This window comes from Ideonella dechloratans (assembly GCF_021049305.1).
Lineage (GTDB): Bacteria > Pseudomonadota > Gammaproteobacteria > Burkholderiales > Burkholderiaceae_C > Ideonella > Ideonella dechloratans.
On record NZ_CP088081.1, the window covers coordinates 2,765,592 to 2,785,143 of the forward strand.

The window sequence follows — 19,552 nt, forward strand, 5'->3', positions numbered from 1 at the left end:
GTGGCGCTCAGCGGCCCAGCTGCAGCATGGTGTCGAAGATGGACTGGGCCACCTGCAGCACCTTGGCGGAGGCCTGGTAGGCCTGCTGGAACTGGATCAGCTTGGAGGCTTCCTCGTCCATGTTGACGCCGGTGCTGGAGGCCAGCGAGGTCTCGGCATCGGTCTGGGACGCCTTGGAAATGGCCGCCGCCGACTTGGCGCTCTGCACCCGCACGCCCACGTCCGCCATGGTGGCGGCATAGGCATCGGTGACGGTGGCGCCACCGCCGATGCTGCCGTCGGACATGGTGTAACGGCCGACGAAGGCCTCGTCACGCAGCGAGGCCAGGGCCAGCGCGTTGCCGTTGTTGCTGGCCGGAAAGGTCGTCTTGGCCACGGCCAGGGTGTCGCCGCTGGCGGGCACCCCGTTGAGCGTGAGCTGGAAGCCGTTGAGGCTGATCGCCTGGCCGGCCGTCCAGGTGCCGGTGCCGCTGCTGGTCACGGTGCCTGAGCTGTCGGTCAGGCTCCAGTTGTAGTGGCCGCTGCCGTCGGTGAAGGACACGTTGGCCGTCAGCGAGGGATCGATGGAAGGGTCGGTCACCTTGAGCAGGTTGACCGAGGCGGTGCCGGTGTTGGCGGTGCCCATGGTGGCGGTCACCGGCAGGGCTGCGGCGATGCCGGTGACATCGTCCAGCGCGCGGGTCATGCCGGCGGCAGCCCCGCCCACGGGTTGCAGTCGGAAGCTGTCGCCCGGCTGCAGATCGGGTGTGCCCACACTGATCTTGAAGCCGTCCACGGTGGCGCCGTCGTTGACCGTGCGCACCAGCCCGTCGGACAGGCGGGTGAGCTTGTATTGGCCGGCCACGCCGCTGCCATCGGGACGCAGGTCGTAGTCGCTGGCCTGCAGCTGGCTGGCATCGGTCACGGAAAGGCTGACGTTGGCGATGTAAGCCCCCGTGCCGTCCCGGGCGTTGTTCGTGTTGGCCTTGGCCGCCGGGGCGCCGATGTTGAACAGCGGCGAGCCGACCTGGGGCGGATCGCGCAGATCCAGGCCCAGGGCCTGGACGTCGTTGACCTTGGAGGCGAAGGCCATGGCCATCTGGCCGATCTGGTTGCGGGCATCGACCAGGTCGTCGTTCTGGAAGGCCATCAGCCCGGCCATCGAGCCGCCGCCGAGCTGGTCTGAATTCAGCGCCATGGTCTCGCCGGCGGTCTTGATCGACAGGGCGCTGCGCGCGTTGTCGGCCGGGTCCGGGTTGACCACGATCTGCGAGGCCTGGTTGCCCAGCACCAGGCTCTGGCCGCTGCCCACGAAGACGCTGACCGTGCCGTCGGAGGCCTGGAGGGTGGACACGCCCATGATGCCGCTCATCTGCTTGATGAGCTGGTCGCGTTGGTCCATCAGGTCATTGGGCAGCTGGTCCACACCGTGGTTGGCGGCGATCTGCTGGTTGATCTTGGCGACCTGGGCGGCATAGCCATTGAGGGTGGCGGCCTGGGCCTGCAGGTCGGCGGTCACGCCCTGCTGCAGCATCTCCAGCCGGTCCGAGGCGGTGCGAAAGCGCGCCGCCACGTCGGCCGCGCGGGCCAGCAGCACCTGGCGGGCCGAGCTGTCGGCCGGGCTGTTGGACAGGTCCACCGCGGCGTTGAGGAAGTCGCCCAGCGCATAGCCGATGCCCTGTTCGCCCGCGGGGAAGAGCTTCTCCAGCTCGCTGAGCTGGCTGCTGTGGGCGTCGTCCTTGGCCTGCAGGGCGGCGGCGGCCGTGGCCTGCATGGTCAGGAAGTCGTCATGGGCCCGGGTGACGTTGGTGACGTTCACGCCCTTGCCGAAGAAGCCGCTGCCGGAGAACTGGCCCACGGCCGTCTCCAGGTTGACCTGCTGGCGCGAATAGCCCTTGACGTTGGCGTTGGCGATGTTGTGGCCGGTGACATCCAGCGCGGCGGTCGCGGCCGTCATGCCGCGCATCCCGATGCTCATCAAGGAGGACATGGTGCGCTCCGCTCCGACTCAGGCCGCTCAGGCCTGCAGGCTGCGCTGCAGCCTGAGGGTGGTGTTGATGACGCGGCCCAGCTTGTCGGCATAGGACGGGTCGGTGGCGTAACCGGCCTTCTGCAGGCCCTGGGCGAAGGCCTGGGCATTGCTGCCGGCGGCCACGACCTTCTGGTAGCGCGGGTTGTTGGCCATCAGCTTGGCGTAGTCGGCGAAGGACTCGGCGTAGCTCGCATAGGCACGGAACTTCTGCACCACCTTGCGGGCCACGCCGCCGATGTATTCGGTGGTGGTCACGTCGGTGGTCGGGCCGCTCCAGTTGGCGCCGGCCTTGATGCCGAAGAGGTTGTGGGCCGAGCTGCCGTCGGGGTTGCGGATCTCCTTGCGGCCCCAGCCGGTCTCGTGCGCGGCCTGGGCGATCATGAAGGAGGCCGGGATGCCGCTGGCGGCCTCGGCGGCCTGGGCGGCATCCTGGTGCTGCTGCACGAAGTTGGCCGCGGCCTGCTGGGGCGGGCGCACCGGCGCGTCGGGCTTGGCCAGGTCCACCGGGGTGGTGTTGGCGCTGTCGCTCTTGGCGGCCACCGGCTGGGTGGCCGACTGGATCTGCTTTTCCATCTGGCGGGCGATCACGTCGGCCAGGCCGCCAGGGCGGCCGGCCAGGCGGGTGGCCCACTGGCTGTCCAGCATCTCGGCGCCCATCTTGGAGGCGTCGTTGTCCATGCCGTCGTCGTTCTTGGTGGCCTCGCGCATGGACTTGAGCAGCTGCTGCATGAACAGCGTCTCGAACTGCTTGGCCGCCTCCTTGGCGACGGCCTTGGGGTCCTTGGTGGCGCGGGTGCGCAGGGCGTCCAGCCCGCGCGCATCGCCCAGCCCGGCGTTGGCCCCGACCAGGGTGGAAGGAAGCGCGGCAGCCATCAGATCACCTCCAGCTCGGCTTGCAGGGCCCCGGCGGCCTTCATGGCCTGCAGGATGGCTAGCAGATCCTGCGGCGTGGCGCCCAGCGAGTTCAGGGCCTTGACCACGTCGGCCAGCTGGGCGCCGGCCGGCAGCTGCACCAGCGAGCCGCCCTGCTGCTGCACGCTGATGTCGGTCTTCTGGGTCACCGCGGTCTGGCCGTTGGACAGGGGTCCGGGCTGGCTGACCTGCGGGGTCTGGCTGATGGTGACGGTCAGGCTGCCGTGGGCGACGGCGCAAGGCGCCAGCTGCACGGCCTGGTTGAGCACGATGGAGCCGGTGCGCGGGTTGAGCACCACCTTGGCGGCCGGGCGGGCCAGCTCCAGCGGCAGCTCCTCGATGTCGGCCAGGAAGGACACGCGCTGGTCCGGCTCGCGGGGGGCGCGCACGCGCACCACCCGGCCGTCCATGGCCTGGGCCGTGCCGGCGCCCTTGGCGCTGTTGATGGCATTGGCCACCGCGCGGGCGGTGTTGAAGTCGGCGGCGTTGAGGTCCAGCTGCAGCATGTCGCCCATCTGCAGCGGGGTGGGCACGGTGCGCTCGACGGTGGCGCCCTGGGGCACGCGGCCACCGCTGAGGTGGTTGATCTGCACCTTGGAGCCGCCCGAGGAGGCCCCGGCGCCGCCGACGATCAGGTTGCCCTGGGCCACGGCGTAGACCTCGCCGTCGGCGCCCTTGAGCGGGGTGGCGATCAGGGTGCCGCCGCGCAGGCTCTTGGCATTGCCCACCGAGGAGACGGTGACGTCGATGGTCTGGCCCGGCTGGGCGAAGGGGGGCAGCTCGGCGGTGACCATCACCGCCGCCACGTTCTTGAGCTGCATGTTGGTGCCGGCGGGCACGGTGATGCCCATCTGCTGCAGCATGGAGGTCAGGCCCTGGGTGGTGAAGGGAACCTGGGTGGTCTGGTCGCCGGTGCCGTCCAGGCCCACGACCAGGCCGTAGCCGATCAGCTGGTTGGAACGCACGCCCTGGATCGAGGCCACCTCCTTGATGCGCTGGGAGGCCAGCGCCGGCAGTCCGGCCGACACCGCCGCCAGCACGAGGGCCAGCTGGCCGAGGAAGCGGAGGGTGCGGTGCGAAGTGGTGGTCATGACGTTGCCAGAGAATTCCGGGAGGAGTCCCTGGCAACGATTCTGAAAAACTTTAGATCGGCAGAAGGTTCAAAAAGAATCGGGCCAGCCAGCCTATTCCCTGCGTATCGGCCATCTGACCGTCGCCCTTGTGCTGCACGCGCACGTTGGCGATGCGGGCACTCTGCACCATGTTGCCCGGCTGGATGGCGCGCGGGTCCACCTCGCCGGTGAAGCGCAGGGTGTCCACGTTGTGGTTCACGCCCACCTGCTTCTCCCCGGCGATCAGCAGGTGCCCGTTGGGCAGCACGCCGATCACGCTGGCGGTGATGGTGCCGGAGAAGTCGTTGCTGGTGCCGGTGCTGCCCTTGCCCTCGAAGGTGTTGTTGCTGCTGCCGGTGGCGCTGAGCTTGGTCAGCCAGCTCGGGCTGACGAAGGGGGCCGCCGACACCGAGGCATCGACCGAGCCCTTCTTGCCCAGGGTGCTGGTGGCGCTCTGGCTGGCGCTCACCCGCTCGACGATCTGCACCAGCAGCGTGTCCCCGACATGGCGGGCGCGGTAGTCCTCGAACAGCGGCCGGTACTGCGCCGACTGGAAGATGCCGCCGGTGACGCCGGCCTGCCCGGGCTGGGCCACCGGCACCGGCTGCTGGGCCTCCCAGGCCAGGGGGCCGCTGGCCGGCACGGCCGGCGCGGTGGCGGTGGGGAACTGCACTTCGGGCACCACGTAGGGCGTGGTGCAGGCGGCCAGGGCGGTGCTGGCCAGCAGGGCCAGGATGAACGGGGTGCGCATGGGCGTCTCCTCGGCCGGGCCGCAGGCGCGGGCCCCGGCCCGGGTTCGGGATCTGGGGCGTGCTTACAGCTGCGACAGGCGCTGCAGCATCTGGTCGGAGGTGGACACGGCCTTGGAGTTGAGCTCGTAGGCGCGCTGGGTCTGGATCATCTGCACCAGCTCCTCCACCACGTTGACGTTGCTGGTCTCGACGAAGCCCTGCTGCAACGCGCCCATCCCGTTGGACTGGGGCGCGCCGGTGCTGGGCGTGCCGGACGAAGCCGTCTCGGCATACAGGTTCTGGCCCAGCGGGTCCAGGCCCTGCGGGTTGATGAAGCTGGCCGTCTGGAACTGGCCCAGGGTCTGCGGCGTGGCCTGGCCCGGCAGGGTCACGCTGACCGTGCCATCGGCCGCCACCGTGACGCTCTGGGCATTGGCCGGCACCGTCAGGCCGGGCTGCACCACATAGCCGTTGTTGGTGACGATCTGGCCCTGGTTGTCCAGCTTGAAGGAGCCGTCTCGGGTGTAGGCCGTGGTGCCGTCGGGCATGGTGATCTGGAAGAAGCCCTTGCCGTTGATGGCCAGGTCCAGGTTGTTGCCCGTCTGCTGCAGGTTGCCCTGCGTGAAGTCGCGCGCGGTGGCCACGGCCCGGGTGCCCAGACCGACCTGCAGGCCGGTGGGCAGCTGGGTCTGGTCGGAGCTGTTGGCGCCGGACTGGCGCAGGTTCTGGTAGATCAGGTCCTCGAACGCTGCGTGCGAGCGCTTGTAGCCGGTGGTGGCCACGTTGGAGAGGTTGTTGGAGATGTGGTCCAGCTGTGTCTGCTGGGCTTCCATCCCGGATTTCGAGATCCAGAGCGATCGGAGCATGTCGGTTCTCCCGTCAAGACGGCGTGTCGCCCATGATGGGCCGAACTGAAGGGTGGCCAGCCCAAGAAAAACGGGCCCAAAGGCCCGTGATTCCGAAGCCAGGGCCGGTCAACCGGCTCAGCCCGAGGTGGACAGCAGGCGCGAGGCGGCCTGATCCTGCTTTTCCGACGTCTGCAGCAGCTTCATCTGGCTGTCGTACTGGCGGGCCGCGGAGATCATGGCCACCATGGTCTCCACCGGACTGACGTTGGAGCCTTCCAGCGCCCCGTCCTGCAGGCGGGCGGCCGGGTCGGCGTCCAGGTCGCCCTTGCTGCCGCGGAACAGACCGTCCTCGCCGCGGGTCAGCGGGGCCTCGGGGGTGACCAGCTTGAGCTTGCCGATCTGCTGCGGGGCCTGGCCCGCGGTCTTGGCGCTGACGGTGCCGTCCGAAGCGATCTGCAGTTCCGCGCCATCGGGCACGGTGATGGGGCCGGCCTCGCCGACCACCGGCAGTCCGGTGATGGTCACCAGCTGGCCCTGGGCGTCCACGTCCAGCGCGCCGGCCCGGGTGTAGGCCTCGGTGCCGTCCAGGCCCTGGACCGCCATCCAGGCATTGCCCTTCATCGCCACGTCCAGGTTGCGCCCGGTGGCGGTGATGGGTCCCTGGGCGTCGTTGTAGCCCACGGTCGTCTCCAGCGCATAGACGCGGGTGGAGGCGCCGTCGCCGCGCACCGGCACGGCCCGGAAGGCCGCCAGCTGCTCGCGAAAGCCCGTGGTCGAGACGTTGGCCAGGTTGTGGCTGATGACCTCCTGGCGCTGCATCGCCGCCTTGGCGCCGGTCATCGTCAGGTAGATCATGCGGTCCATGGCTGACTCCTAGGCCTTCAGGGCATCAACGCAGGTTCACCAGGGTCTGCATGACCTGGTCCATCGTCTTGATGGTCTGGGCATTGGCCTGGTAGTTGCGCTGGGCGGTGATCATGTTCACCAGTTCGCCGGTCAGGTCCACGTTGGAATCCTCGACGGCGCCGGATTGCAGCGTGCCCAGGTTGCCCGAGCCCGGCACGCCCTTGATCGGGTCGCCCGAGTTGGAGGTCAGGCGCCAGGCGTTGCCGCCGATGGGCTGCAGCCCCTGCACGTTGCGGAAGGTGGCCGTCTCGATCTGCCCCGCAGCCTTGGTCTGGCCGTTCGAATAGCGGGCCAGCAGCACGCCGTCGTTGCCGATGGTCACGCCGGTGAGCTGCCCCGGCGCGAAGCCGTCCTGGGTCTGGTTGGTCAGTGCAAAGACCGAGCCGTACTGGGTGGAACCGGTGACGTCCCAGGTGACCGGATCGATGGCCAGGGTGGCAGCGCCCGACGAGTTGGTCGAGGCGGGAATGCTCAGCGTGGTGGTGGTGGGCGACACGGTGGAGCCGTCCGGCGAGAAGGTCAGCGTCTGGATGGGAGTCGGGGCGCTGTCGCTGCCGCTCAGCGTCTTGCCGTTGGCCGTGGCATAGACGTTCCAGGTGTCGTCGGCGGTCTTCTGGTAGTAGAAGCTCAGCGACACCGGCTGCCCCTTGGCGTCATACACCGTCATCGAGCGCGCCTGGTTGAAGGTCGTCGAATCGGTGAAGTTGATGCGGGGACTGGCGCTGGCGCCCGGGTCGGTGACCTGCTCGCGCGAGTCGAGGTTGAATTCGTTGGCCACCTTGGTGGTGGCCTGCGGGCTGATGCCCGAGGTGGGCAGTTGCATGGCGCTGGTGGCGCCCTGGATCACGTTGCCGTTGGCGTCGGCTCCGTAACCCAGGAGCTTCTGGCCCTGGTCGTTGACGATGTAGCCCGTCTTGTCCAGCTTGAACTGGCCGTTGCGGGAATAGACCGTCTCGCCGGTGGTGGGGTCGGTCAGCTGGAAGAAGCCGCCGCCGTTGATGGCCACGTCCAGCGAGTTGTCGGTGGCGGTGATGTTGCCCTGGGTGAACTGCTGGGCCACGGTGGCCATCTGCACGCCGATGCCCACCGGCGAGGAGCCGGCGCCCGACAGCGCGTTGGCATAGAGGTCGGCGAATTCGGCACGCGAGCTCTTGGCCCCGACGGTGCTGGCGTTGGCGATGTTGTTGCCGATGACGTCCAGGTTCTTGGACATCACGTTCAGACCGGACAGGCCTTGCTGGAAGCTCATGGGGTTCTCCTAGGGGAAGGAAAGGGGTCGGCGGACTGCCGTGATGTCAGTAATAGGCCCAGATCGCGTCGTAGGCGACACGCTGTCCGTTGTCCAGGTCCAGGGCCATGGTGCTGCCCAGGTTGCTGACGGCCTGGATGGTCTGGTTCTGCAGGCTCAGGGTGTCCACCGCCTGGCCCTTGGCCGTGGCGGTCACCTTGAAGGTCAGGGCGTCGCCCGCGCGGGAGCTGGGAATGTTCCAGCTGAAATCGTGCTTGCCGGCGTCCTGGGCGCCCAGGTCGATGGTGTCGATGGTGGTGCCGTCGGCCGACTGGATCTCGACCTTGACCGAATCGGCGGCGCTGGGCAGCTCGAAGCCGCCGTCGCCCTTGCCACCCTTCTGGCGCAGGGTGTTGCCCTCGATGGCCACATCGTGTCCCACCAGGGCCGCGCCCTGCATGGTCTGGATCTGCAGGAACTGCGAATTCAGGCCGGCGACGGTGCCGTTGAGCTGCTCGATGCCGGTGACGGTGCTGATCTGCGCCATCTGGCTGGTGACCTGGGCGTTGTCCAGCGGGTTGAGCGGATCCTGGTTCTGCATCTGGGTGACCAGCAGCTTGAGGAAGCGGTCCGACTGCTCGGACGCGCTGGTGCTGGTCAGGCCGTTGGTGGCCGTGCTGCTGGTGCCCGAGGTCTTGCTGCTGTTGTTGACGGTGTCGACGGCCATGACGGTCCTTCAGTCGGCGGTGGAGGTCGGAACCGGGGCCTCAGCCCTGGCCCATCTGGATGGTCTTGAGCATCAGGCTCTTGGCCGTGTTCATGACCTCGACGTTGTTCTGGTACGAGCGCGAGGAGGAGATCATGTTGACCATCTCCTCGACCGGATTGACGTTGCTGTAGGTGACGTAGCCCTGGGCGTCGGCCTGCGGGTGGCTGGGGTCGAAGACCCGGCGCCCCGGCGTCTGGTCCTCCACCACGTTGGACACGCGCACCCCGGCGCTGGAGACCAGCGGGTTCTCGGCATCGCCCCGGGCAGCGGCGCCGTTGGCGTCCATCATCACGGTCTGGAAGACGACCTCGTGCGCCTTGTAGGCCTTGCCGTCGGGCCCGGCCACGGTGTCGGCATTGGCCAGGTTGGACGCCACCGTGTTCAGGCGCTGGCTCTGCGCGCTGATGGCGCTGCCGGAAATGTCGAAGACCTTGAACATGCTCATGGGGTCACCTCGTCGTCATTGCTCGCTGTCAGTCCGATCAGCCCTGGTTCGCGCCCTTCATGGCGTCCAGCACGTTCTTGATCTGGCTGTTGAGGAAGCGCAGCGTGGCCTCGTACTTCACCGAGTTCTCGGCGAAGCTGGCCCGCTCGCGGTCCATGTCCACGGTGTTGCTGTCCAGACTGGTCTGGGAATTGAGTGCGTAGGCCAGGCCGGCCTCGCTGCGGGCGCCGGCCGCGGGCTGGATGTGGCCCGGCTCGGTCACGGCCATCTGCCCGGCCACCGGCACCGCGCCCGTGGCCTCCTTCAGCGCCTGGGCGAAGTTCATGTCGCGGGCCACATAGCCCGGCGTGTCCGCGTTGGCGATGTTGCTGGCGATCAGGCGCTGACGTTCGGCGCGCAGGCTCAGTGCCTGGGCTTGGAAGTCCATGCTCTGGGTCAGGCGGTTCAACATGGCCGGCGTCCTTCTCAGACCTTCAGAAATCGGCGGAGGCTCCGAAAACACTTCGGACGCATCCTCGCTGTGCAGCGATTGTGAAAGCCGCCCCCGGCCCAGAAGGCCCGAATAGGGACCGGCTGGCGCCGCATTTCCCACCACACCGCGGCGGCGGCCTGCCTACAGTGACCCTTGTCACACCAGGATCGTGCCGTGCCCTTCTTTCGCCCCCTGCCCCGCCTGACCGCCACCGCCCTGTGCGCGCTGGCGGCCCATGCCTGGGCCCAGCAGGCGGAGATGGCACCGGACCTGAGCAGCCAGGTCAGCCGCCTGGCCGAGGAGGCGGCCACCCAGCGCGATGCCCAACAGGCCGGCCTGCGGGTGAAGGTGGATGTGGGCCAGTTGGACCCCCGCCTGCACCTGGCCCCCTGTCAGCGCATCCAACCCTATCTGCCCCCCGGCCTGCCGGCCTGGGGTCGCACCCGCATCGGCCTGAAATGCGTCCAGGGCGCCAAGCCCTGGAACATCAGCGTGCCGGTGACGGTGCATGTCTACCGCAATGCCCAGGTGCTGCGCGAGGCGCTGCCCGGCGGCACCGTGCTGGATGCCGGACAGCTGATGGAAGCGGAGGTGGACATCGCCGCCGCTCCCGGCGCCGCCATCTTCGATGCCGAGCAGGTCGCGGGCCGCACCCTGGCCCGCCCCCTGCCCGCCGGCGCCACGCTGCGCACCACCGACCTGAAACCCCGGCGCTGGTTCGATGCCGGCGCCACCGTGCGCGTGGTGGCCAGCGGCCCCGGCTGGTCGGCCTCCACCGAGGGCCAGGCCATGAACCCCGGCGTCGAGGGCCAGTTGGTCCGCGTCAAGGTCGACAGCGGCAAGCTGCTGGTCGGCCGACCCACCGCCGATGGATGGGTCGAAATCAGCCCATGAATCCCCCCATTTCCGCCGCAAAAATGGCTAAAGTCCTGTCAGAGTCCTCCGAAACAGTTCCCAAGCGGAAGTGGATCATTGGGCTCCGTCAAAGCTGGGCCCGCAGGAGAACATCATGAAGATCGGTTCCCCCGAACATCAGGTCGCGGTCAGCACACTGACCAACGACCGCTCGGCGACCGGGTCGGCCAAGAAGGCCTCGACGACCTCGCAGAGCAACAGCAGCGACAGCGCCACCGTGGCCCTGTCCAGCGCGGCCTCGCAGTTGCGTGACTCCGGCGCGCTGGACGGCACGTTCGACGCCGAGAAGGTGGCGCGCATCGCCCAGGCGATCAAGGACGGCAAGTTCCAGGTGAACGCCGACAAGATCGCCGACAAGATGATCGCCAACGCGCAGGAACTGCTGAACAACAGCCGCTCCTCCTGACGCTGACCCGGGCCAGCCCGGGACAACGCCAACGCTTCCACTGTCTGCCTGCCTTGAGGCCGGACCACCGCCGGCTTCCCGATCATCATGATGACTTCCTCCTCTGAAACCCAGGCCCTGCAGGCTGTGGCCCATCTCGAGGCCACCGTGGCCGAGGTCGAGCAACACTTGGCCGCCCTGGGCTCGGCCCTGAAGCTGCAGGACGCCGGCGCCGCCGAACAGGCCGCCGCCGAACTGCACAGCGCCCTGTCCCGCGCGGTGGATCGCTTCAACCAGGCCGCCCGCACGCCGACCGGCATCCCGCCCGTGCTGCGTCGCCGCCTGGCGCGCACCAGCAGCCAGGTGGCGGCCCAGCGCGACGCGGTGGCCCGCGCCAGCCAGGCCCTGGACCGGGCCCTGGACGTGCTGATCCCCAGCGCCGAGCCGGTGGCCGTCTATGGCGGTGCCACCCGCCGCAGCAGCGGTGGCCTGGCCCAGGCCTGACCCTCCCCCGCCCTGAACGACGACAGCCCGCGAATGCGGGCTGTTTGCATTGGGAAGCGCCACGACCGGAGCAAAGGCGCCTCAAAGAAAGAGCCGGCGCAAGCGGCGCCGGCGGAGTAACCCGGCGGGACGGAATTCAGGCCGGCCGCGTCGCGTCCAGCTTGAAGGTGGACACGATGCCCACCAGTTCCTGGGCCTGCCCCTGCAGGCAGCTGGCCGCTGCCGCCATCTGCTCGACCAGGGCCGCGTTCTGCTGGGTGCTCTGATCCATGTGGGTGACGGCCTCGCCCACCTGCACCACGCCGGCGGACTGCTCCTGGCTGGCGGTGCTGATCTCGCCCACCAGCGTGGCCACCTGGCCGATGGCCCCCACCACCTGGCCCATGGTCTGGCCGGCCTGGTCGGCCAGGGTCGTGCCCTGGGCCACCCGCTCGACGCTGTCCTGGATCAGCTGCTTGATCTCGCGCGCGGCCTCGGCGGAGCGACCGGCCAGACTGCGCACCTCGCCGGCCACCACCGCGAAGCCGCGGCCCTGCTCCCCGGCGCGGGCCGCTTCGACCGCCGCGTTCAGGGCCAGGATGTTGGTCTGGAAGGCGATGCCGTCGACCACCCCGATGATGTCGGCGATGCGCTGCGAGGCGGCGTGGATGCCCTTCATCGTGGAGACGACCTGGTCCACCACCTGGCCGCCCTGGGTGGCCACCTGGGAGGCCTGCTGCGCCAGGGCGCTGGCTTGGCGGGCGCTGTCGGCGTTGTGGCGCACGGTGGAACCCAGCTCCTCCATGCTGGCAGCCGTCTGTTCCAGGGCACTGGCTTGCTGCTCGGTGCGGGCCGACAGGTCATGGTTGCCCTGGGAGATCTCGGCGCTGGCGGTGGCCACCCCCTCGGAACCCTGACGGACCCGGGACACGACCTGCGTCAGCTGGTCCTGCATGGCGGAGAGGTGGCGCAACAGTTCGCCCAACTCATCGCCTCGCGCGGTTTGCAGGCGGTGGGTCAGATCGCCCTCGGCGATGCGCCGCGCCAGCACCACGGCCTCCTGCACCGGTGCGGTCACGCTGCGCGGCACCAGCACCATCAGCGCACCGCCCACCAGCAGCATCACGGCCAGGGCGGCCAGGGTGGCGTATTCCACCCGCGCCACCTTCTCGCGCACCGCGTCGGCCGCCTCGGCCGTGCCTTTGAGGTTGAAGTCCAGGATGGCCTGCATGGCGCCGAAGGCCTGCTCGAAGGCGGCGTAGCCCTTGTCGGCGAATTCGCTCTTGGCCAGCGCGGCGGCATCCAGGTCCGCCCCGCCCCGCAGCGCCACCAGGGCCGCCTGGGCCAGTTTCAGGTAGGCGTCGCGCTTGGTCTGGTAATCGGCATACAGGGCCTTCTCCTGCCGGCCCTGCTCCGCACTGTCCTCGTTGTAGGTCAGCAGCGTGGCGGCATAGACCTCGGTTTCCTTGGCCAGCCGGGCGGACAGGGTCTCGAGTTCCTGGGCGAAGACGGCCGCCTCGCGGCTGTCCCGGCCCGAGACGCGGTTGCTGACCAGCAGGTAGTGCGCCCCCAGGTCACCCTTCATGCGTCCCAGGTTGTCGATGGCCGGGATCCAGGATCCGCTGACCTCGCCGGACTCGTACTTGACCGACCGGTTCTGCCAAAGCGAATTGGCCGTGCTGAGCACGGCCAGGAGAAGGATCAGCCCGATGCCGATCGTGATGCGGAGCTTGATGCTGAGGTTCTGCATGGGGCGGAGACTCTCGTCAAAACAGCCAGGGAGGCGCGGATGCAGCGAGGCGGCCCGCAGGCCGCCTCAGCTCACCAGTCGCGCAGCTTGACGCGCAGCCGGGCGATCGACTGGCTGTGGAGCTGGCAGACCCGGGATTCGGTCACCCCCAGCACCGCCGCGATCTCCTTGAGGTTCATGTCGTGCTCGTAGTACATGCTCATCACGTACTGCTCGCGCTCGGGCAGCTTCTTGATCGCCTCGATCAGGGCCATGCGCATGCGCTGGTCCTGCAGCAGGGACAGGGGGTTGCCCTCCTCGTCGGCCACATGGCGGTCCAGGTACTCGTCGCCGCTCTCGTCGCCGGACATGTCCTCCAGGTAGACCAGCTGGGTGCCGCGCACCTTGGTCAGGATCTCCTGGTACTCCTCCAACGGCAGACCCATCTCCTGGGCGATCTCGCTTTCCTGCGGAGCCCGGCCCAGCTTCTGCTCCAGCCTGTGCACCGCGGCCTCGATGTCGCGCTGCTGCTTGCGGTTGCCCCGGCTCATCCAGTCGCTGCCGCGCAGCTCGTCGAGCATGGCGCCGCGGATGCGCTGGGTGGCGAAGGTTTCGAACTGCACGCCCTGGGCGATGTCGAAGCGGCCCAGCGCATCGTTCAGGCCGATCATGCCGACCTGGATCAGGTCGTCGAGTTCGACGTTGGCCGGGAGCTTGGCGATCATCTGGTGGGCCAGGCGGCGCACCAGCGGGCTGTACTGCTTGAGCAAGGTGCCGGAATCGAGGCGACCTGTGGCGGTGTACATGGTGTGGGTCTCCCGTCTTTCAATCCAGGGCCAGGGCCAGGCCGCGACCGGCGCCTGCCGCGGGCAGGCTCAGTGCGGAATGCCCCTCCAGCCCGGTGAGCTGGTTGGCCGCGACGCGTTCGAGTTCGGTGCTCACGGGCGCGGTGATCGGCAGATCGCGGTCCACCGGCGCCCAGCTCCGCAGCACGGCGGAGAGGAAGTTGTCGGCACAGCTGGCCAGGCGGTCGGCCACCCGCTCGGCGCGGCGCGGCCGCGAGGCCATGCCCACCAGCAGATCGAAGGCCATCAGGCCGCTGCGCTGCGAGAGCAGCTTCATCGCGGCATAGGCCTCGGTCAGGCTCTCGGAGCTGAGTTCGCTCATCAGCACCGGCGCCACCTCGCGCCGGCCCAGCAGGCGGCACAGGTCGCGGGCCTCGGCGTGGACGATCACCACGTCGGCCTGCGGCACGCACTCGGCCACGGCCTGCAGCCAGGCCTCGCTGCTGCCGCGGGTGTTGACGTGGCGGCGCGGCAGGCCGCGCGCGGCCAGGTAATGCACGCCCGATCCCAGGCGCTCGATGCAGCTCGGCAGGTCGATGTCCACCAGCTCGTGCGGCTGGGGCGAACTGTCGGCGGCATCGATCACGAAGACATGGGCGCCGAGGTTGGAGAAGGCCAGGCTCAGACGCTCCAGCAGCACGCCGGCGCAGTCCACCTGGCGGTTGGCCGCCACCGGCACGATCTGCTGGCGCGGCGCGGCAAACAGCCGGCGCAGCCCGTCGGCCTGGTCACTGCCCTTGAACGAAGAGGAAAACGCGGTCATTGACTGCTCCAACCGGCTCTGTCGTCAGAAATGAAGTCCCTGCAGGCTGGCGGCCTGGCGCTGCATGCCCGAGAGCACCAGCTGCACGTCGTTGACGTCCACCCGGTAGGCCGGGCTGCCGCCGCCCTTCATGGCGCGGTGCATCAGCGCATTGGCCGACAGGCGGTGCCAGTCTTCGGGCACGCGCTGGCCGTTGGCCACGCCCACCACCTTCAGGCGGTGGCGGATCACGGCGTCCAGCGCCGGGGCCAGCTTCACGGCCTCGTCGATCTTGGAGAGGATCACGCCCTTGCACTGGGCGGCGCGCCAGGCGGTGATCACGTCGTCCAGGGTCTCGCCCTGGGCGGCGGCGTTGATCACCAGCAGGCGCTGGATCGAACGGTGCGAGAGCATGTCCAGCAGCTCGCGGCAGCGGCTGTCGCGCTGGGCCATGCCGGCGGTGTCGATCAGCACCATCTTCTTGCCCGAGAGCAGGTCCAGCAGGTCTTCCAGCGAGGCGCGGTCGTGTGCGGTGTGCACCGGCACGCCCAGGATGCGGCCATAGGCGCGCAGCTGCTCGTGGGCGCCCACCCGGTAGGCATCCAGGGTGATCAGGCCCAGCTGGTTGGCGCCGTGCGCGGTGGCAAAGGCGGCGGCCAGCTTGGCGGTGGAGGTGGTCTTGCCCACCCCGGTGGAGCCGATCAGGGCGTAGACGCCGCCCTTCTCTTCCAGCGCGGGTTCGCGCTCGTCGGTCAGCAGGTTGCGCTCCAGCACCGAGGTGGCCCAGGCCAGTTCGTCGGTGGCGGTGGCCGGCAGGGCCTCCAGCAGCTTGCGGGTCAGGGCCGGGCTGAAGCCCACGTCCATCAGCTTCTGCGAGAGCTGGGCCTGGCGCGGCTCGCGCTGCAGCTTTTCCATGAAGGCCAGGGTGCCGAAGCGTTCCTCGATCAGGCCCTTCATGGCGCGCAGCTCATGGACCATGTCGATCTGCTCGTGGCCGGCCACGTCGCTGAGGGTGGGCACCGGCAGTTCGGGGGCCGGGCCGTCGTTGAGCGGGCGGGCCGGGGCACGGCGCTGCGGGGCGGCGGCGCGAGCGGCCAGGCCGGGCTCGGGAAGCGGCTCGGCGGGGCGGGCGGTGGCACGGCGCGGCGGCGGGGCCACCGGCTCCTCGTCCATCATCGGGGCGGCTTCACGGGCCATCTCACGGCCGGCCGCGGGCTTGTCGCCCTCCAGCGCTGCCTGGCGGCGGCGCAGCATGCGGTCGCGCACATAGTCCTGGAAGGACAGCGTGCTCATGGCCATGCGCTCGACGTCGTCGTCCACGCCGCCTTCCATCGCCTCGGGCGGCACGCGGTCGGCCAGGCGGCGCTGGGCGGCACCGGGGCGGTCGGCCTGCTGGCGCTCGGCACGGGCCGCCAGGCTCTCGCCCCGGCCGGCGCGGGCCGGCGTGGCGGTGGGGCTGGCCACCTTTTCCAGCTGATTGACCGCTTCAGGCGCCATCGCCAGCACCTCCACGCCTTCGGCGCAGGGTTTGGTGGACAGGACCACGGCGTCTTCGCCAAAGGCCTGGCGGACCAGGGCAAAGGCCTCGCGCGAGGTGCGCGCGGTAAATCGCTTGACGTTCATGCCGTGCCTCCGATGATCGAGCCGATCCGGATCGAATGGGTCTCAGGAATCTCGCTGTGCGACAGCACCCGCAGACGGGGCGCCGCGCGCTTCAACAGTCGGGCCAGGGGGGCGCGCAGCGCATCGGGCACCAGCAGGCAGGCCGGGTGGCCCAGGTTCTCCTGCTTGCGCGCGCTGTCGGCGGCCTGGCGGGTCAGGGTGTCGGCCACGCCGGGGTCCAGCGCGGGGCCGTGCGGCGACATCAGCGCCTGGCCGACCAGCCGTTCGAGTTCGGGCTCCAGGGCGATCACGTCCAGTTCCTTCACCGGGCCGTAGATCTGCTGCACGATGGCCGGGGCCAGCTGCACCCGCACCCGGGCGGCCAGCTCGGCCGGGTCGTTCACCTGGGCGTTCTCGGCCAGGCATTCGACGATGCCGCGGAAGTCGCGGACGTGCACGCCTTCGTCCAGCAGCAGCTGGAGCACTTTTTGCAGCGTTGCGATCCCGACCATCTTGGGCACCACGTCTTCCATCAGCTTGGGAGCCAGTTTTGTCACATGTTCGACCAGGGCCTGGGTCTCGGTCCGACCCAGCAGCTTGGCCGCATTCATTTGCATCAAGTGTGAGAGGTGCGTGGCCACCACGGTCGAGCAATCAACGACCGTAAATCCGGCCATTTGGGCCTGCTCCTTCTGGCGTTCCTCGATCCACACCGCCGGCAGGCCGAAGGCCGGGTCGATGGTCTTCGTGCCGGGCAGCTGGGGCGCCCCGCCACCGGGGTTGATGGCCAGGTACATGCCGGGGAAGGCCTCGCCCTCGCCGATCACGGCGCCGCGCAGCAGCACCCGGTAGGCGCTGGGCTTCAAATCCAGGTTGTCGCGGATGTGCACCGAGGGCGGCAGGAAGCCCACCTCCTGGGCGAACTTCTTGCGCACGCCCTTGATGCGGCTGAGCAGATCGCCCTGGCGAGTCTTGTCCACCAGGGTGATCAGGCGGTAACCCACCTCCAGGCCCAGGGTGTCCACCGGCTGCAGGTCGTCCCAGCTGGCCTCGGCATTGGCCGGCTTGGGCTCCTCCACCTTGGGCTGCTCGGGTCGGGCGGCCTCTTCCTTCTGCTTCTTGGACAGCCACCAGGCGTAATAGCCGATCAGGCTGGACATCAGCAGGAAGACGATGTTGGGCATGCCCGGGATCAGGCCCAGCAGGCCGATGATGCCGGCGGTCAGGCCCAGGGCGCGGGGTGAATTGAAGATCTGGCTGCGGATCTGGGTGCCCGAGTCCACGTCGCTGCCCACGCGCGAGACCACCATGGCGGCGGCCACCGAGATCAAGAGGCCGGGAATCTGGGCGACCAGCGCGTCACCGACGGCCAGCAGGATGTAGGAGCTGGCCGCCTCGGACACCGACAGGCCGTGCTGGGCCACGCCGATGACGAAACCGCCCACGATGTTGATCACCAGGATCAGCATGCCGGCCATGGCGTCGCCGCGCACGAACTTGCTGGCACCGTCCATGGAGCCGAAGAAGTCGGCTTCCTCGCCCACCTCGGCGCGGCGCTTCTTGGCCTCGTCCTCGTTGATCAGGCCGGCGTTCAGGTCGGCGTCGATGGCCATCTGCTTGCCGGGCATCGCATCCAGGGTGAAGCGCGCGCCGACTTCGGCGATGCGCTCGGCGCCCTTGGTCACCACCACGAAGTTGATGACCACCAGGATGGCGAAGACGATCAGACCGACCGCGAAGTTGCCGCCGATCAGGAAGTGGCCGAAGGCCTCGATCACCTTGCCGGCCGCGCCGGTGCCGGTGTGGCCGTTCATCAGCACCACCCGGGCGGAGGCCACGTTCAGCGACAGGCGCAGCAGGGTGGTGATCAGCAGCACCGTCGGGAAGGCGCTGAAGTCCAGCGGCTTGACCATGTTGGCCGAGACCAGCATGACCATCAGCGACATCGCGATGTTGAAGGTGAAGAACAGGTCGAGCGCGAAGGGCGGCAGCGGCAGCACCATCATGGCCAGCACCATGATGATGAAGATCGGCGCCATCAGCGCCTTGATCATCGCGGCGTTCTCGCCGAACAGGGTCTTGAGCTGGATCTGCAGCGCGTTCATTCAGCGGCTCCGCGGGCAGGGGGTTGGTTGTGGGGGTCGAGTTCGGGCGGCACGTCCACCGTGGGCGGGGCCACGTCGGCACGGGCGCGCAGCTGGTAGACCCAGGCCAGCACCTGGGCGACGGCGGCGAACAGCGCGGCCGGCACCTCGTGGTCGAGTTCGACATGGGCGTACAGGGCCCGGGCCAGCGGCGGGGCCTGCAGCACCGGCACCTTGGCCTCGCGGGCGATGTCGCGGATCTTCAGGGCCAGCAGGTCGGTGCCCTTGGCCACCACGCGCGGCGCACCCATCGAGGCGTCGTCGTAGCGCAGGGCCACGGCATAGTGGGTCGGGTTCATCACCACCAGGTCGGCCTGGGGCACGGCGGCCAGCATGCGCTTGCGGGCCATCTCGCGCATCTTCTGCTTGATCTTGCCCTTGACCTCCATGTTCCCTTCGGCGTCCTTGTGCTCCTGCTTGACTTCCTCGCGGGACATCTTCAGGCGCTCCAGCCAGAGGTAGCGCTGCAGCGGCACGTCGATCAGGGCCCAGCCGCCCACCACCAGCATCATCAGGCCGAAGCCCATGGCGATGGTGCTGCCCATCTGGGCGATGGCGCTGGGCAGGGGCACCGCCATCAGCGAGACCATGCCCATGAACTGGGACTTCAGGTACTGGTAGCCCACCGTGCCGATGGCGCCGGCCAGCAGGCTCATCTTGGCGACGTCGATGATGTGCTGCTTGTTGAACAGGCGGCCCATGCCGGCAATGGGGTTGAACTTGCCGAAATTCGGGTGCAGGGGCTTGAAGCTGAGGTTCCAGCCGCCCGACAGGATGGTGGTGGCCATGCCCACGCCGATCATCACCAGGCCCATCGGGATGACCAGCATCAGGGCCTTGATGGCCAGCAGCCAGAACAGCTCGCTCATGGCCTGGGGGTTGACCGCGCGCTCGCGGTCGAAGCGCAGGCCGGCGTCCAGCACGCCCTGGGCCCAGGTGGCCAGCGGGTGAGCCAGCACCATCAGCAGCGCGCCGCCGACGGCCAGGGCCGTGAAATGGCCCAGGTCCTTCGAACGAGGGACCTGTCCGTCCTCCCGCGCACGCTGGCGGCGTTTCGCGGTGGCGGGTAAGTTGCGGTCTTGGGCGGAATCAGCCATGGTCGGCGCCTATCGTGCCGCGAGCCCCCCTAGAACTTGAGCCGAAAAAGAGGGGGGAAAGCCCGGGTGATCCGACTTGGGGCCTGGCTTTGTCACCACACTGTCAAGCCACCCGCCCAAGCTGGCGAGTCCGACCCGCAGAGGTCCACCCCACACCCCCGAGGAGGAAGCAGTTT

19 protein-coding genes are annotated in these 19,552 nt (G+C 69.0%); 3 read left to right on the forward strand and 16 right to left on the reverse strand.

The window, feature by feature from the left end; genetic code table 11:
- Positions 1-7: 7 nt before the first annotated feature.
- The 10 genes from flgK to flgB all read right to left on the reverse strand — a co-directional run bounded on the left by flgK (position 8) and on the right by flgB (position 9,413).
- The gene (gene flgK / locus LRM40_RS12890; protein WP_151124449.1) at positions 8-1,969 is read right to left on the reverse strand and encodes a flagellar hook-associated protein FlgK; all 1,962 of its coding nucleotides are present in this window, start codon (positions 1,967-1,969) and stop codon (positions 8-10) included.
- 27 nt (positions 1,970-1,996) lie between these two features.
- Positions 1,997-2,884 carry a flagellar assembly peptidoglycan hydrolase FlgJ gene (gene flgJ, locus LRM40_RS12895; RefSeq protein ID WP_151124450.1) on the reverse strand — a complete coding sequence of 296 codons (888 nt, stop codon included), beginning with the start codon at positions 2,882-2,884 and terminating at the stop codon, positions 1,997-1,999.
- A complete protein-coding gene (locus tag LRM40_RS12900) occupies positions 2,884-4,014 on the reverse strand; it encodes a flagellar basal body P-ring protein FlgI (RefSeq protein ID WP_151124451.1) in 1,131 nt (376 codons plus the stop codon). The genes flgJ and LRM40_RS12900 overlap by 1 nt, the downstream gene beginning before the upstream one ends.
- A gap of 52 nt (positions 4,015-4,066) precedes the next feature.
- Complete coding sequence (locus tag LRM40_RS12905; protein WP_151124452.1) at positions 4,067-4,786, reverse strand: flagellar basal body L-ring protein FlgH; 720 nt, start codon at positions 4,784-4,786, stop codon at positions 4,067-4,069.
- Between the two features lie 63 nt (positions 4,787-4,849).
- Positions 4,850-5,632, reverse strand: a complete 783-nt coding sequence (gene flgG / locus LRM40_RS12910) for a flagellar basal-body rod protein FlgG (protein WP_151124453.1) — start codon at positions 5,630-5,632, stop codon at positions 4,850-4,852.
- A 117-nt stretch (positions 5,633-5,749) separates the two neighbouring features.
- Complete coding sequence (gene flgF / locus LRM40_RS12915) at positions 5,750-6,478, reverse strand: flagellar basal-body rod protein FlgF (protein ID WP_151124454.1); 729 nt, start codon at positions 6,476-6,478, stop codon at positions 5,750-5,752.
- A 25-nt stretch (positions 6,479-6,503) separates the two neighbouring features.
- Entirely contained in the window at positions 6,504-7,769 is a 1,266-nt protein-coding gene (gene flgE, locus LRM40_RS12920; RefSeq protein WP_151124455.1) for a flagellar hook protein FlgE, read from the reverse strand.
- A gap of 46 nt (positions 7,770-7,815) precedes the next feature.
- Complete coding sequence (locus LRM40_RS12925; RefSeq protein ID WP_151124456.1) at positions 7,816-8,475, reverse strand: flagellar hook assembly protein FlgD; 660 nt, start codon at positions 8,473-8,475, stop codon at positions 7,816-7,818.
- 40 nt (positions 8,476-8,515) lie between these two features.
- The gene (gene flgC, locus LRM40_RS12930; RefSeq protein ID WP_151124457.1) at positions 8,516-8,962 is read right to left on the reverse strand and encodes a flagellar basal body rod protein FlgC; all 447 of its coding nucleotides are present in this window, start codon (positions 8,960-8,962) and stop codon (positions 8,516-8,518) included.
- A 37-nt stretch (positions 8,963-8,999) separates the two neighbouring features.
- Positions 9,000-9,413 carry a flagellar basal body rod protein FlgB gene (gene flgB / locus LRM40_RS12935; protein ID WP_151124458.1) on the reverse strand — a complete coding sequence of 138 codons (414 nt, stop codon included), beginning with the start codon at positions 9,411-9,413 and terminating at the stop codon, positions 9,000-9,002.
- Positions 9,414-9,608: 195 nt separating this feature from the next.
- Between flgB and flgA the strand changes: the two genes are divergently transcribed.
- The 3 genes from flgA to LRM40_RS12950 all read left to right on the forward strand — a co-directional run bounded on the left by flgA (position 9,609) and on the right by LRM40_RS12950 (position 11,238).
- Positions 9,609-10,328: a flagellar basal body P-ring formation chaperone FlgA gene (gene flgA, locus LRM40_RS12940; RefSeq protein WP_231067540.1), complete on the forward strand. Its 720-nt coding sequence runs from the start codon at positions 9,609-9,611 to the stop codon at positions 10,326-10,328.
- 115 nt (positions 10,329-10,443) lie between these two features.
- A complete protein-coding gene (gene flgM, locus LRM40_RS12945; RefSeq protein ID WP_151124459.1) occupies positions 10,444-10,755 on the forward strand; it encodes a flagellar biosynthesis anti-sigma factor FlgM in 312 nt (103 codons plus the stop codon).
- 87 nt (positions 10,756-10,842) lie between these two features.
- A complete protein-coding gene (locus LRM40_RS12950) occupies positions 10,843-11,238 on the forward strand; it encodes a hypothetical protein (protein ID WP_231067541.1) in 396 nt (131 codons plus the stop codon).
- 136 nt (positions 11,239-11,374) lie between these two features.
- Here LRM40_RS12950 and LRM40_RS12955 read toward each other — a convergent pair whose 3' ends face one another.
- The 6 genes from LRM40_RS12955 to flhB all read right to left on the reverse strand — a co-directional run bounded on the left by LRM40_RS12955 (position 11,375) and on the right by flhB (position 19,376).
- Positions 11,375-12,967 carry a methyl-accepting chemotaxis protein gene (locus LRM40_RS12955; protein ID WP_151124461.1) on the reverse strand — a complete coding sequence of 531 codons (1,593 nt, stop codon included), beginning with the start codon at positions 12,965-12,967 and terminating at the stop codon, positions 11,375-11,377.
- A 71-nt stretch (positions 12,968-13,038) separates the two neighbouring features.
- Positions 13,039-13,752: an RNA polymerase sigma factor FliA gene (locus tag LRM40_RS12960; RefSeq protein WP_151124462.1), complete on the reverse strand. Its 714-nt coding sequence runs from the start codon at positions 13,750-13,752 to the stop codon at positions 13,039-13,041.
- A 19-nt stretch (positions 13,753-13,771) separates the two neighbouring features.
- On the reverse strand, positions 13,772-14,554 hold the full coding sequence (locus tag LRM40_RS12965; RefSeq protein WP_151124463.1) for a P-loop NTPase family protein: 783 nt from the start codon (positions 14,552-14,554) through the stop codon (positions 13,772-13,774).
- 24 nt (positions 14,555-14,578) lie between these two features.
- Entirely contained in the window at positions 14,579-16,156 is a 1,578-nt protein-coding gene (flhF, locus tag LRM40_RS12970; RefSeq protein WP_231067542.1) for a flagellar biosynthesis GTPase FlhF, read from the reverse strand.
- On the reverse strand, positions 16,153-18,240 hold the full coding sequence (flhA, locus tag LRM40_RS12975; protein ID WP_151125903.1) for a flagellar biosynthesis protein FlhA: 2,088 nt from the start codon (positions 18,238-18,240) through the stop codon (positions 16,153-16,155). The genes flhF and flhA overlap by 4 nt, the downstream gene beginning before the upstream one ends.
- Positions 18,237-19,376 (reverse strand): flagellar biosynthesis protein FlhB, encoded by a 1,140-nt coding sequence (gene flhB / locus LRM40_RS12980; RefSeq protein WP_151125904.1) that lies wholly within the window; start codon positions 19,374-19,376, stop codon positions 18,237-18,239. The genes flhA and flhB overlap by 4 nt, the downstream gene beginning before the upstream one ends.
- Positions 19,377-19,552 lie beyond the last annotated feature (176 nt).